The sequence below is a fragment of the Streptomyces sp. NPDC054872 genome (assembly GCF_053610705.1).
Map to the genome: position 1 here is coordinate 133,053 of NZ_JBSGYY010000006.1, position 13,438 is coordinate 146,490.

The 13,438-nt window shown below is 66.7% G+C and carries 10 protein-coding genes and 1 pseudogene; 4 read left to right on the forward strand and 7 right to left on the reverse strand.

Annotated elements, in window-relative coordinates; all coding sequences use genetic code 11:
- Nucleotides 1–804 precede the first annotated feature (804 nt).
- The 4 genes and pseudogenes from ACWGIH_RS09540 to ACWGIH_RS09555 form a co-directional block, all read right to left on the reverse strand.
- On the reverse strand, nt 805–1,338 hold the full coding sequence (locus ACWGIH_RS09540) for a hypothetical protein (protein ID WP_453448194.1): 534 nt from the start codon (nt 1,336–1,338) through the stop codon (nt 805–807).
- Between the two features lie 11 nt (nt 1,339–1,349).
- Nucleotides 1,350–1,901: a hypothetical protein gene (locus ACWGIH_RS09545; protein ID WP_453448195.1), complete on the reverse strand. Its 552-nt coding sequence runs from the start codon at nt 1,899–1,901 to the stop codon at nt 1,350–1,352.
- A gap of 594 nt (nt 1,902–2,495) precedes the next feature.
- Nucleotides 2,496–4,886, reverse strand: a complete 2,391-nt coding sequence (locus ACWGIH_RS09550; protein WP_453448200.1) for a tetratricopeptide repeat protein — start codon at nt 4,884–4,886, stop codon at nt 2,496–2,498.
- A gap of 69 nt (nt 4,887–4,955) precedes the next feature.
- A pseudogene (locus ACWGIH_RS09555) lies at nt 4,956–5,672 on the reverse strand (NB-ARC domain-containing protein); the annotation flags it as partial.
- 804 nt (nt 5,673–6,476) lie between these two features.
- Here ACWGIH_RS09555 and ACWGIH_RS09560 point away from each other — a divergent pair.
- The gene (locus tag ACWGIH_RS09560; protein ID WP_453448196.1) at nt 6,477–7,472 is read left to right on the forward strand and encodes a competence protein CoiA family protein; all 996 of its coding nucleotides are present in this window, start codon (nt 6,477–6,479) and stop codon (nt 7,470–7,472) included.
- A gap of 452 nt (nt 7,473–7,924) precedes the next feature.
- Complete coding sequence (locus ACWGIH_RS09565) at nt 7,925–8,857, forward strand: hypothetical protein (protein WP_453448197.1); 933 nt, start codon at nt 7,925–7,927, stop codon at nt 8,855–8,857.
- A 243-nt stretch (nt 8,858–9,100) separates the two neighbouring features.
- Here ACWGIH_RS09565 and ACWGIH_RS09570 read toward each other — a convergent pair whose 3' ends face one another.
- Together ACWGIH_RS09570 and ACWGIH_RS09575 are read right to left on the reverse strand one after the other, a co-directional pair.
- A complete protein-coding gene (locus tag ACWGIH_RS09570; RefSeq protein ID WP_453448198.1) occupies nt 9,101–9,511 on the reverse strand; it encodes an ankyrin repeat domain-containing protein in 411 nt (136 codons plus the stop codon).
- 118 nt (nt 9,512–9,629) lie between these two features.
- Nucleotides 9,630–10,292 (reverse strand): hypothetical protein, encoded by a 663-nt coding sequence (locus tag ACWGIH_RS09575; protein WP_453691621.1) that lies wholly within the window; start codon nt 10,290–10,292, stop codon nt 9,630–9,632.
- A 186-nt stretch (nt 10,293–10,478) separates the two neighbouring features.
- Between ACWGIH_RS09575 and ACWGIH_RS09580 the strand changes: the two genes are divergently transcribed.
- Together ACWGIH_RS09580 and ACWGIH_RS09585 are read left to right on the forward strand one after the other, a co-directional pair.
- Nucleotides 10,479–11,162, forward strand: a complete 684-nt coding sequence (locus tag ACWGIH_RS09580) for an HNH endonuclease family protein (protein ID WP_453446942.1) — start codon at nt 10,479–10,481, stop codon at nt 11,160–11,162.
- A gap of 528 nt (nt 11,163–11,690) precedes the next feature.
- Nucleotides 11,691–12,854, forward strand: coding sequence for an outer membrane protein assembly factor BamB family protein (locus ACWGIH_RS09585; protein WP_453446921.1), 1,164 nt, complete (start codon nt 11,691–11,693; stop codon nt 12,852–12,854).
- Between the two features lie 214 nt (nt 12,855–13,068).
- Here ACWGIH_RS09585 and ACWGIH_RS09590 read toward each other — a convergent pair whose 3' ends face one another.
- Nucleotides 13,069–13,389, reverse strand: a complete 321-nt coding sequence (locus tag ACWGIH_RS09590) for a hypothetical protein (RefSeq protein WP_453446919.1) — start codon at nt 13,387–13,389, stop codon at nt 13,069–13,071.
- Nucleotides 13,390–13,438: the final 49 nt, after the last annotated feature.

Sequence of the window (13,438 nt, forward strand, 5' to 3'; positions counted from 1 at the left end):
CCCACTCACATACGACGCCCCTGCCTCACCGCTCCCCCATCAAAGCAAATCACACCCGCACACTATGAGTAAGTACCCTGCAACGACAGAACACCCTCACAGCACTCAACCCCGCCTGACCACAATTCTTTTGACGGGCAACCTTACACAGCTCAAGTGCACACCTGCCTCAGATCTATCAGTCACGAACGCAATGATACGGCGCTCGCGGCGTCCGGCAGCCGCGATCCGCTCGACCAAGTCCCGCAGCACGGCGGCCCCGCCCGCGCGCGGTCGCTCAGGCTCGCGCTACGACGCACACTGAGCCGGATGATGCGGCACTGTCACGCGAAGGGGCTGATGCCGACGTTCCCGGGGTTGGACGAGATCCTGAAGCGACCGGCCGAGGCAGGCAGACGTTGATTGATCACTCCGGGTGTGGGGACTCGCGGAGGGCAGGAGCATGACGTTGCGGATCGAGTCCACCGGAGAAGTCATTCAGGGCCGAACCGAGGCCGCCTATGACTTTTGGGGTGGCATCGAGTCTGTGATCCAGCTCGAGGGGGGAAGTAAGTTCCCCACTGACTCCGTGCAGAGCCTCGAGGCGTTGCTCGAGGTTGACGACAGCACCGAACTCCTCTACCGCGACTGGTTCCAGATCGAAGCCGCCGCAGGCAACCGCAACGGACTGACCGCCGCGACCTCGCGCCAGGACCACGTCAGCCGCTTACTAGGCCTGCCGACGGAGATCGAAACCGAACAGCTCATCCACCAACTCCCCAACCACACCAGCGACACCCCTCCCCCGCGCCCTGACACGCTGTGCTATCGGCCGGAGGAGAGGTCGACCTCATGCTCGACGGCCCAGGTCCAGTACTCGGCCACCGTCTGGCCCGCAGTGACGGCACCTGCGGCACGGGATCCGATCGGAGCGGTGAGGCTGGTGAACGGGGCCGGGCTGGTTTCCAGCAGAATGGCGTGGGTGCGCTGGTCCGGTACGCGTCCCGTCGCGAAGACGTATGACTCCCCTGCGGACAGCGGTCTTGCGCCCTGCTCGTAGCTGACGGTGATCGTGCCGCGCAGGCCGCCCTTGAAACTCCGGTCGACGCGCACCTCATACAGGTCAGAGAAGACGCCCGCGATGTCCCGCCGCCCGGCACGGTCCACGACCGTACCGGCGAACACGTCATCCGCGGTCCCGGCGACCTGCCGGGCGTCCCGCGCGTCGTAGAGCGTCACCGCCTCACCCGCGCTGGTGGTTTCCGCGGTGTCAGTGAGGCGGTATGCGCCCCAAAAGACACTCGCCAGCACCGTCAGTCCGGCCGCAGCGAGCGGCAGTCCCCGGCGAGTAGCGATCATTGGTCTGCCTTTCAGCCCCACAGTGCGTGGTAGTTCTTGCGGTCGCGCGAGGTCGGGGCACCGTTGGAGGGCATGTCGAAGGTGTTCGGAGCCATCAACGACCGGTAAGTTGCGGGGTTTTTGTGACAGAACCCCAGGGCGTGACCGAGCTCGTGCGCGGCGATCACGCGCCGGGACGAGGTGTCTCCATACGGCTTTCCCGCTCCGAGGTAGGCCTTGTTGAGTTTCAGGGTGTCAGTGCCGTGCAGGCCCTTCCAGCGCCCCAGAACGCCCCTCCACGGGGGCCGTGTCGTGGCGACATCTGACCATTCCAGATCGGCGATCCGGGAGGCGTCATCCGCAGGAAACCTCACCCGATCGAGGCCTCTGTGAAACCACACCCGATGGGCGTGGCGGCGCGCGTCGTCGAACCGGCTCTCGTCCTCCCACGCGACCTCGCCGCTGTCGACGGAGGAGCGTGCCCGTGAATCCTTATGTCCGCCCATGCACGTGGCGGGCGCCATCGCCTGGGCTGCCGAGGCAGGAGCGCTGACCAGGGACAGGGCAAGCAGGGTGGCGAACAAAAGCGCCCAGTGCGGCCCGCCCCGAAGACGCCGCGTGTCGCGCGCATAATGCTCAGCCCCCTTGAGGCAGGTGGAAGAGCTGATGACCAGGCGGGAGGGACAAGGACACACAGGGATCCGTTCACACGGGAGGGGAGGGTCTTCGTAGCGTGCACGGCCAAGCCAGCCGTCGCGCTGCGGCACGCACTCTCTCACCCAGAAGAGGAAACAGCCCCGCCACGAACCGCCGCGGTAGGCAACGGCGTTCATCGTGAACAGCAGCCTCGCAGGAAGTAACTGCGGCAGCGAGATCGTGGGGGGCTTCCTGCAACTGGGGGCCGCGAGGCAAGCGCCTTCCCGCCGGTCTGACTTACCGCTCGCGCGGGTGACACGAACGCCCTTGACGGCACGTCGCCCCACACCGACTCGCTATGAAGATCACGAACATGTCGTGATCTTCGAGGGAGACTTGTGCCCGCCATCCCCCGCACCGCCATCCTGCTCACCGCCGCGGCCCGCGCAATGACGGCAGACGCCCCGCGCCCCGGACAGGTCCGGGGCCGTCCGAGCATCCCGCGCACAGCACCCCCGGCTGGACGAGCCGCGCCGACGGTCTCAGCGACCGTCGGCAGCCTCCGCAGGCTGACGCTGGGCGCCGAAAACACGAATTGGTCCTCCTCCGTCGGGGCCGCGTCTCAGTGGGTTGTTCACTCGCCGCCAGTAGTCGAGACGGTACCGGGTTGTGAGGGTGCGCTCGTGCAAGCGGCCGAGCAAACGCTTCTGAGTTAGGAGAAGTGCTGCATAGGCGTGCTCGGCCCGGGATGCATCTCCCAGATGCTCCAGGCAGTTGGCGAGGTCCGTCTGGGTGACCAGCATTTCTGGATCAGCCGGGTCGAGGAGTTGCTCCTTAACCCGTAGCAACTTCTGGAAGGCGTCTGCTGCTGCGGTGAGGTTTCCGGCCTTCTCCAGGCATGCGGCATGGTTGTGCCGAACCGCCAGAGTGTTCTCGTGGTCGGGGCCCAGCACCTGCAGCAGGGGGCTCAGGAGTGAGCCGTAGTGGCCCGCCGCCGACTCCCAGTCGCCGGATTGGGTCCGCCATTGGGCGAGAGTGAGCCTGCTGTTGATGATGTGGTGATGGTCCGGGCCCAGCTGGGCTTCGAAATGGGGCAGGAGGCGTTCAAGCTCTTCACAAGCCATGGCAGTTCGAGGGGCATCGTCTGTTTCCCTAAGGCATGCCGCGAGGGAGTGACAGACATCGAGGGCTTCGGAGCTGTAGGTGCCCATCGCGCTCTGGGTGGACTCCAGCAGCGCGGAGTAGTGTTCCGCCGCACCAAGCGGATCTCCAGATCGCCACAGCCAATACGCCAGTAGGCTCCGCAAGGCGAGTGTCTCGGAATGGTCGGCTCCGAGGACTCGTTCGACCGCCGGGAGCAGCCTTCCGTAGTTTACGGCCGCCACTTGCGGGTAGCCGGCGCTGCCCTGCCAGTAGGCCAGGTGGCCACGCAGTTTGAGAGTCTCAGGGTCATCCCAACCCAGCGCTTCCACGTACTGAGGGAGTAGGTCCTGCAGCACTGCCACGGCGGTGTCTGCGTCTCCGGCCTCGCCATAGGCGATGGCAAGACTCATGCCGGTGGCGAGGGTGGTGGGATGCTTCCGTCCACACATCTCGACCTGTGCCGTGAACAGCTCGAGAAGGGCGGCGGGCTCATCAGCCGTGTCCCCGGCTTCAGACCTCCAGTGGATGAGGGCATGACGGGCGCCTAGCAGCGTGGGGTCGTCCGCAGATAGTTCGCGCTCGAGGCTTGGAATCAGAAGCGTTAGTTCCGCCACTGCACGTTCCACATCACCCGCGTAGCCGCGCCAGTCGGCCAAGTTGGAGCGGGCCAGCAACGTTGGTGGGGCATCGGCGCCCAAAGCCCGCTCAAGGATTGGGATGAGCTCTTTGAACTCCGCGACAGCGCCTTGCGGATCTCCCGATTCGCCGCGCCAGCGCGCGATATTATTCCGCAGGGCGAGCGTGTAGTGATGTTCGGGGCCGTGTACGCGCAGCAACTGATCCAGCAGCGACTCGCTCACGCGTATGCATTCGGCTGTCGCTCTGTCCTCGCCGAGCCATCGGGCGTGGTGGAAGTGAGCTGCGATGGTGTCGTCATGGTCGGGGCCAAGGTACTCAGTGCTCTTGTCGGCCAGCCACCTGAAGTGCGTTGCGGCACGGGCGTACTGCCCGGACTCTCCCAGGCTCGTACCCAGTTGGTGGAGCACAGCGTGAACATAAGGCCGGAACAGAGTTTCTTCGTCTGTCTGAGAGAGCAGCGATTCTGTGTTTGCCCTGAGGAGCTGGGTGAATTCGAAGTCCCGCTCGTGTTCGGGCCAGGCCGTCAGCAGGTCGTCCGCAATCGCACGAACCAGTCGTGGTCGGTCCTTGGCTGATGCGGCCTCACGGGCGGCACGCTGGACGAGTTGGTGCACTCGCACCCGCTTGCGTGGCCCCTCCATGGACAGATCGACCAGACTGAGCCGGTGCAACGCCTGAAGCGTGCTCACAGCATCTTCCAGGGACACATCATCCAGCGCCTGCGTGTCTCGGCGGGGTGATTCCGCACGAGCGGCGGCCAACTCCATACGACAGGCAGGGCCAGAGAGAACCCACACCGGCATGCCGTTCGGTGCAAGGAGTGCCGCGAGCTGCAGCATACGACGGGCGAGCCCCGCGGGACGCATGCGATCGGCTCGTTCAATGGACATCGACCATGCGGCAGCAACTGTGACGGCTTGGTCGTCAGGGAGCTCGTCCCGCTCAGGCAGTACATCCGTGAGAGTACGCGCTCGGTCCGCCAGGAGCCGCCGGTAGGCAGCACAGTCAGTATCTGCGTCGATGATGTACGCGACAGCCTGCGACAGAGCAAGTGGAAGGTGCCCGAGGTCGGCCGCGAGGCGAGAGAGCTCGTCGGCCGGCTCATCTCGTTGGTGAGCAGTCAGGACAGCCGAGAGGTAGGTGGTAGCCAATAGGGAGGTGTAGACGTCGATGGCGACTGGCTGCCGGCCTGTGCCAGTCAGGGACGAGCCTCGGTGCCGGGTGGTCACGAGGGTACGGCCTGATGCGTTGACAGGGGGCCATAAACCTCGGAGGCCGGCTGGGTTGACAAGGTCATCCAGCACAACCAGCCATCGGCACGCTGATTGGTTCGGCTTGGGGTGGAGCCAGGCAAGGAAGGACCTTGCAGCTTGGTCCGGGTCCTGCGGATCGCTCCCCAGGAGTTCAACGCTGGCCTGTGCGTACCCGTTCACGATCGCGGATCTACTGCTCGCCGTGATCCATACGACTACGTCGACCGAATCGGTCTCCCAGGCGGTGTGAGCGTAGTCTGCGGCGAACTGGGTCTTGCCCACGCCGCCCATTCCGGTCAGCACTAAACACCGCGCTGCTGCGCCGTCCGCGGGCAGTAACTGCTCAACGTCAACCCGGCGCTGGAAGGACTGCGCCCGGGGCGGAATCACCCCCACTTGGTGCGGCCAGGACGCACGTTCGCGCGGAGCAGCCTGGTGGACGAGAGTATGGACATACCCGGAGACAGCGGTCCCCCCACCGGATGCGACAGCATCGCCCGTGCCTGAAATGTGTACAGGCCCTCCAGCTGCAGCCCCGGGGGCCGGTCCGCGAAAGCCCGTCAGTGCAGTTCCCCCTCCGAGCGCCTCGGCATCTCCCGTATCCGAGACCGTCAGTGGCACCCGCGTGTTCTCGTGTCCCGTTGGAGGAGCGAGCTTGTCACTGGGGCGTTTCCGACTTGGCACTGTGGAACGGTTCCTTTCGCAGTCCGGGGTAGACGACGGCTGACGCGTTACGAGTAGTCGATGCCGGTGTTGGCACGGCTTCCGGTCCCTCGAGCCGTGGCGTCCCCTGTCCGCTCTGCCCTTGCGGACCCTCCTCCTGCGCCGCCCGGGCGCCTCACCCCCGCCTGCGCTGTGCCTCCTTCCGAACCGTCAGCCCTCCCCGTGTCGATGGCCACGTCCTCGGGGCCAGGAGGGCCCGTTCGAGAGGCCGATCCTTGAAGCAACGCCCAGACCAAGGCAGCGATGCCTGTGGCGGCTTGTAGTGACGCGCCGACCAACTGCCCTGTATCAGGGCTGTCCAGCAACCAGATCAAAGGCGTCGACACGACCCCTGTGGTCGCGACCGCAATGACCGAGATCTTCCAACCTGGCAACACGGTTCCCCCCCTAGCATTATCCGTCGGCTAAAGTCAAACAAGACTCACCTTGGGATGTCACTGATCGCAAGCCCCCGGCCGCTTCGCCTGGGCCGAGCCAGCCATTGCACCGCCTGCGGAGTGGAGGTACACGCCACCGTCTCCGCCGCCCACGACCGTGCTCATCGATCAGCACAGACTCATCGTTGTGGAAGAGATCGTCGGGTGACATACCGTCACCATGTCCGACACCGGGGACGCAACGCGATGTGCACTTCGGCCCTGCACCCATCGCCGACCGGCGAGGCTCGCGAATGAACTGCGTCCTTGGATGATCAAGGCCTCCCTGGGCAATGTCAGTCCACGTTGCGATGCTCTGTTCACACGTTGGTGATCGAGAGGGGGGCACGTGCAGGACGATCTGCTCGTCGTCGGGTTCGACCTGAAAGCACAAATCGAGGTCCACATCGGGGATCGCCCGCTGGAGCAGTGGCGGGCCCTGGGGTACGGGCGCGGGGAGCAGGTGGTCTGTTTCTACTGCTGGCAGGGCATCGATGACCCGGCGGGAACCAGGGTGCCGTTAGTGCCCCGCGGGCGCATAGGCGGCCTGGTGCGGCCCCACCCCGCGCACCCGTCGGGGATGGCGCCGCCCGGCGGGCACAGCGGCGAGACGGTCTGGCACATCAACGCCAAACACCGGCTGGCCCGGTGGGCCCGCTCTCGGCACAATGTCGCGCACGTGCGGATGGAGCAGTGGACGGAGGAGCGCAACCGCCGGGCCGACGTCCACGTCGTGCTCTTGGACGGATCGCGCCTTGCCCTGGAGGCCCAGCGTGAGCTGATCACGGATGAGTTGTGGCAGGCCCGCCACCGTGACTACGCCGCCGCAAGGGTGCGGGATGTGTGGTTTATGCGGCCGGACACGCGGATCCCGCACGTGCTGTTCGCGGAGAAGACACCCGCCTGGACGCTTTACCACCGGGAAGGATCGGCCGAAGCCCGTTTCGGACGTCCCCACGAACGAGGCCGGGTGTGGTGGGAACAAGACCTGCGCCTGTTCGCCCCGCACCATCCCCCGTGTCCCCGCGACGCGGTCTTCGCCGAACGCTTTCCCCTCGCGGAACTGGGCCTGGACGCGCATGGCGTGACGTTCCCGCCCGCGCTCAACGAGCGCTTGGCCGCACTGACGGCCGAGGCCGGCGAGGCCCGTCGCCGACACGAGCAGGTCCAGCAGCTGAGGAACTCCACCGGCGGTGCCCGCCAGCCCACCCGTCCGTGGACACCCGAACCGCTTCCGGCCGTGAAGCCGCTCCCGCAGCCGACCGGCGGCGAGCCGGTCTGCGAAGTCTGCCGACGCCCGCTCGCCGAACCCCTGGTGCGCTACGGACGGCACATCATGTGCTGAGTCGGCCCGTGGTGTGAGGGGGTGCCGGCGACGGGTGGTGCGAATCCGTCCGCGGCAGGATCAGAACGATCAGTCGCTCGGCATCAACGAGCAACTCACTCAGCTACTGGACACTTTTTGTCTTGGGGAATGAACGACGCGTACGGAAGTCCTCAAGGAACGGCCAGCAGTGCGCGGACCGCCGTTCTCCGCGGATAAGTCCAAGTAGGGGTGTTCGACGAGCACATCGGCGTGTCGAGGCGGTATGCCGTGGTCACCGGTGCTGAACTGAACGGCATGGGCTGTCGGGACAGCCCCGTCCGTCTCCTGACCCGTGATCGGGATAACTGGCGAAAGCGGCTCCGCAGCATCCGGTTGGTCCTGTTCGGTAGCCGCTCAGCGCGGTGCTTCGTCTGTTCTCGCAGTGTGAGGCGGAAGGTTCACGGGCCCAAGCCGCCAGTAAGGACACCGCGATGCACAGCAACCACGCCCGCAAGAAGGATGTCCGCGCCCGCGCCCAGCAGACCGGCCAGTCGTACGCCGCCGCTCTTGCCGCGCAGCACTCGGTACGGGCCAGCTACACCGGGGAACACCTCGACGCTGCGGCGCAGGGGGCCGCGGGCCGCCCCGGCCTGGGGCTGGATGAATGCACAGCCGAACAGCGCCGGCTGCGGGTCTTGCTCGCCCTGGCGATGTTCAACGCCGGGACCTTGCAGCACCCCGTGCCCGGCAGTTGGGCTGTGCGAGGCCTGACCAGTTACAGCCCCGCCCTCTCCGCCCAGCCCGCACATCTCGCCGTTGTGGTGGGCGCGGCCTTCAACGCCGTCCGCTACCTCGTTCCGCGCTCCCGCGAGGGCGAAAGCGCGATGTGCCGGGTTCCGGGGCTGCGCGTTGAAGCCCAGGTCGGCGATACCTTCCTGCTGCACCATCTTCCGACGGGTGCGCAGATGTCCGTCACCGAGGAAGCAACCACTCGTCTCCCCCTCGGAGAGGATGCGCACCGCGCCCGCCGTCTGCAGGGCACCGATGTGCCGCTGAGCGAGAGCGAAGGGGCGTCGCTCGCCGAGATTCCGCCACTGGCCAAGGCCGCCGAGGTGCTGCTGGCAGGGCTGCTGGTGCGACTCAACCTGCGTGACCCCCAGGGCGGGTGGGCGCTGCGTGCCTGGGACACCCACCCGTTGGACCGCCCCATGCCACAGCGCAGCTCGCCTGACCGGCGCCTGTGGGGCTATGGGCCGCGGTGGGAACTTGAGTGGGTCAGCGACTTTCCCAGGGAGCAGGACGTCGTGGCCGCGCTCACTGATCCCCAGGCTGGCATCCCCGGGGCTGAGGCAGTGCGAGTTCACCGCGGCTGGGACATCCACCTCAATGACGCCAGCCTCGCGCTCAGATCACAGCCCTGGTGATCATTGAAGGTCGCGGCGTTCCTCTCTGCGACCTTCGGTAGCAAGGCCGCCTCCGTCTCCGCTCTCGTCATGGGCCGCGGAGGCGCGAGGCTGTCTCTCCCTGTGCTCCCCGGACTGGTGCGGGAGTGCCCCATGAGCTTCGCGATGCGCACGACCCCAGCCGTCTGGTGCCCGGCCGACGTCCTCTTCGCCATGCTCAGCCACGGAATACGAACCCCAACCCGCCCGGACAGCAGGAAGGGCTTAGGAAGCGATGCTTTCACCGCCCGGCAGGTGGACAGCCACGTCATAGCTGGCGATCCGGTCCGCCAGCGACCGCGGACTCACTCCATGCACGTTCACCAGATCCGGATCGGCGCCAGCTTCCACCAGTACTCGAATCGTTGCTCCCTCGCCCCGGGAATTGAACACAGCCTTCCACAACGGCGTGTTCCCCTGGCGATCCACTGCGTCGACCGACGCCCCTGCGGCCAGAAGGACCTCGGCGGCCGCAGGATCCTGGGCCTGCGCGGCGAAGTGCAGCGGCGTCCAGCCACAAGCGTCAACCGCCTCAGGGTCGGCCCCGCCAGCCAGCAGCGCCCTCAACCGAGCCGCATTCCCATCAACCACGGCATAGTGCGCCGCCGTCCGCCCCAACCGATCCCGATCTGTCATGCCAACCATCCTCACCCGGCTTGACCAAACAGATAGGGGCACCCCGACCGGTGCGCCCCTGTCGCTTTGCCCCCCCCCGGCGTGGCTGCAGGTCCTCAGAAGACGACGCCTGTGATCGTTATCCCCGGGCGCGGACGCCGGCTGTGGTGCTGTAGAAGCTCTGAGTGATCCACATGTCACTGCCGTCCGTGGACGCTTTGGCGGCGAAATAGGAGCACTGGAACTTGGACTTCCGGCCGAGTGGGACCTTCGTGACCCGGGGCAGCGTGTCGCAACGCAGGTCCGTCCCAGTATCGCTGTTGTTGCCCCAGAAGTATGTGAGGGCGCCCTCCCGGGTGAGCAGACCGGTGCTGGGCTGGGCTTCGTATCCATCGCCCATGCCGCCGAACCCCGGCTTGCCCGCGAACTTCACCGGCCAGGTCACCTCGATACCTTCATAGGTGACGGTGCAGGTGACGCGGGCGCCTGTCACCGGCCGGACGGAATCCTTGTCGCAGCGGGCGCTGGTCTTGCCCGGAGCCCCGGCCATCGTCACCGTGCGCGTGCGCAGTTCGTGCTTGACGTGCTCGATGAACGGGGCATCCGGATCCGGCTCCGGAACGGTGTCGCTCAGCCTCTGCGGCATCGCCTTCGGCGACTCGATCGACTTGCCCACCGGCGAGCCGATCACCGACGGCTCAGCCGTACCGTCGTTCTTCCCGTTGTCGGCGCTGCTGCAACTCGTGAGCATGAGGCAGGAAATGGCGACGGCAGCTATCAGTGATCCCCGTGAATTGTGCATGACCAGCACAGTAGCCGCCAGTAACGGCCCGCCTACAACGGGGTCGTTGCGCGGAGAAACCCCCGTAACGATCAGACTTACCGTCGTGCGGGTGACACGAACACCTTCTACGGCCCGGCGACAAGCGCCGACTCGCTACGAAGGCCACGACCAGTTCGTGAATCTTCGAGGAGTCCCGTGCCCGCCATCACCCGCACCGCCGTCCTGCTCACCGCCGCCGTCGCAATGGCCGTCCCGGCCGCCACCGCGCACGCCACACCCGCTGGCAGCCCCGAGGCGGCACCACGGGCCGGTGAAACCGTCACGAAACCGCTCATGGCCGCGCTCAAAGCACTGCCCGTGAGGGAGGAGGACCGCACCGGCTACCAGCGGACCTCATTCAAGCACTGGGTGGATGCCGACAAGGACGGCTGCACCACGCGCGCCGAGGTCCTCAAGGCCGAAGCGCTCACCACCCCAAAGCAGGGCGCCAAGTGCAAGCTGAGCGGCGGCCGCTGGTTCTCCGAGTACGACGACCAGTACGTCGAAGGCCCCTCCGGTCTCGACATCGACCACCGGGTTCCACTCGCGGAGTCCTGGGACTCCGGAGCCCAACACTGGAGCGCGGCCGAGCGCCAGGCTTATGCCAACGATCTGGGCGATGAGCGGGCGCTGATCGCCGTCACGGCAAAGTCCAACCGCAGCAAGGCCGACCAGGACCCCGCCACCTGGATGCCGCCATCCGAAGGCAACCGCTACGACTACGTGAACCAGTGGGTGGCTATCAAGACCCGCTGGCAGCTCACCATCGACCCCAGCGAAGGATCCGCCCTCTCCGAGAACGCCTCCCGCTGCCCCAACTCCCCGATCACAGTGAAGCTCGCGCGGTAACCGGCCGGGGGCAGGTGTGATGCCGGAGCGGCAGGCCAGGATCCGATGGGCTGCCGCCCCGGGCCGTGCTCACGACGTCGCGAACGGGCGCGGCTATATCTGGGCTGCCGCGGCCACGTGAACCAGCCGACCGGCATCGCCGACTCCTGGCCGGCGTCCTGGCCACCAATACGCCCTACCCCCGGGCCGATAACATCCCTTCTTCCCTACGGCCCGGGAGCTGGCGGCCGATGCCGACCGCTTGGGGGAAGGTGCCCTTGTCCACCCGAGCACCAGCTGCGCTGGGCGCCCAAGTCCGGCCAACAGCGGTCCGGTTCCGCAGTCCTGCGTGCGCACGAGTGGCTATCCTCGTTCCGCGATGATCACTAAAGGGGGGACCGTATGAAGCGCAGGTCCATGCGAACGGGGGGACTGGCTGCTGCAGTCGCCCTCATGCTCGTGGCAGGGTGCGGCGGCTCGGACGGAGATGGCAAGGGACCTGCGCACGGCGGGGATCGGCGCGACCCGGTCGGCCCCCGGGGCCCCGCGATGCGTGAAGTGAAGGCACCGGTGCACTTCGCGACGGGGAAGGCCGTCGCCCTGCCCGAGTCCGCAGGGGCCGGCAACATTTCCATCGGAGGGCTACAGCATCCGCTGCCCCTCGCCCTGCACAGGGGCATGGCCTACATCGCCCGCCCCGACGGCATGGAGATCGCCAGCGGCGTCCGGAAGACAGACCCCGTGCTGCTGACGCCCAAGCACGAACCCCTCATGACCATGGATGACTTGGGAGTGACGGTCGGCTCGAACCCTGCGCGGCGACCGGTCATCGCGGAGTCCAAGGGCAAGACCTTGGCCCTGAGCAGCGTGGTCACCAAGGTGCCCGGCGCGGGCACCACCAAGGGACACCACGAGGTCGAGCTCCTCGTGGCAGACACGGACACAACTGCCAAGGCATGGTCTGCGCGGATCCCCTTGCCAGAGATGGAGTACGCCCTGGACGTGGAGGAGGAGGACACCGAGGTCGTCGGCATCTACGGGGACACCGTGGCGCTGTACGCGCAGGGAAGGCTCTTTGGCGTGAACGTGGACAGCCATCAGAAGGCGTGGACGGCGCCGGGGACATACGCCGCAGGGGCGGTCCTGGCCGGGGGGAAGTTGGTGGCCCTGCGAGACGACGCGGACGGCGACAGGCGCCCGGTGGGTCTAAATCCGGCCAACGGGAGCCAGAAGTGGGCCATCGACGACATTTCCGCCGAGACCCTGAACGCGGCGGGCCCGGGCACCGTCATCGTGGGCGGGTATCTGAGCAGTGAGGACAGCAGGGAGGGGTCAGTCCTGCTCGACGCTGCGAGCAGCAAGCGCATCGAAACCTACGACGGAATTATGGCCGCCGACAGCTGCGACTATGACGGCCGCTCCACGACGATCTGTGCCGGCTCGGACGCGGTGGCCGCCTACCACACCCAGACCGGCAAGGAGCAGTGGAGGCTCCCCGACAAGTCGGGCAACCGGGTGGCCCCCGAGGTCACGCTGGTGCGCGCGGGCCTGGTCTACGGGACCACGGAAAACGGCCCCGTCGTCCTGGACTCCACCTCCGGCGCAGACAAAGAAGACCAGCCCGGCATCGCACCGTACTTCAGCGACGGGTATGTCGGCATCGGCCTCACGGATTCCGACCACACGGTGACGGCCTACCGCACCGAGAACTGACCGGCGCCCAGCCCCTGTGAACGCAGAGCACAGGGGCGACCGTGCCCTCCACCGCGGCGCCGTCGTGGACGGCGCCGGCCACTGGGCAGAGGTCGTCGACTTCGCCCGGCACGCACCATAAAGTCCACCCCTCGACTCGGCTGATGCGGACGGGTGTCGACGACGGCGCGATTCTCCAGGGGCCGTGGTCACGTAACTCCTCGAGGGGTCGGGGTCAGCCATCCTCGAATGGTTCGTCACTCCACCTGAACCAGGCGCGATCGTCACTGATGTGCAGAAGGAACTCCGCGACCGGACCTGGCGGGGCCACGAGCGACAGGGTGTCCGCGATCCGGTCGTAGGCGCGGTCGAACTGCTCGTACTCCTCGGCCTCTAGGAGAGCCAGTGACTCGTCGAACCACGGCTTTACCTCTATGAACATCGGGGTTGGAACGAAGCGCCCGTTCAACCAGGGAAAACCGGCCTCGTCGATGACGATCTCACCGAGCAGTTCCTCCTGCCGCATCAGTCGCCAGACTTCGCCCTCGAAACCCATCTAGCCGGCTCTCCGTCCGTGTCCCGGTGTCGCGAGGCAGCCCCTCCCC

What these genes read in the sequence shown, in the direction of transcription:
- ACWGIH_RS09590 (WP_453446919.1), bottom strand. Translation starts at nt 13,389, where the DNA reads ATGGGTTTCGAGGGCGAAGTCTGGCGACTGATGCGGCAGGAGGAACTG.
- ACWGIH_RS09570 (WP_453448198.1), bottom strand. Translation starts at nt 9,511, where the DNA reads ATGACAGATCGGGATCGGTTGGGGCGGACGGCGGCGCACTATGCCGTG.
- ACWGIH_RS09585 (WP_453446921.1), top strand. Translation starts at nt 11,691, where the DNA reads ATGCGTGAAGTGAAGGCACCGGTGCACTTCGCGACGGGGAAGGCCGTC.
- ACWGIH_RS09575 (WP_453691621.1), bottom strand. Translation starts at nt 10,292, where the DNA reads ATGCACAATTCACGGGGATCACTGATAGCTGCCGTCGCCATTTCCTGC.
- ACWGIH_RS09540 (WP_453448194.1), bottom strand. Translation starts at nt 1,338, where the DNA reads ATGATCGCTACTCGCCGGGGACTGCCGCTCGCTGCGGCCGGACTGACG.
- ACWGIH_RS09565 (WP_453448197.1), top strand. Translation starts at nt 7,925, where the DNA reads ATGCACAGCAACCACGCCCGCAAGAAGGATGTCCGCGCCCGCGCCCAG.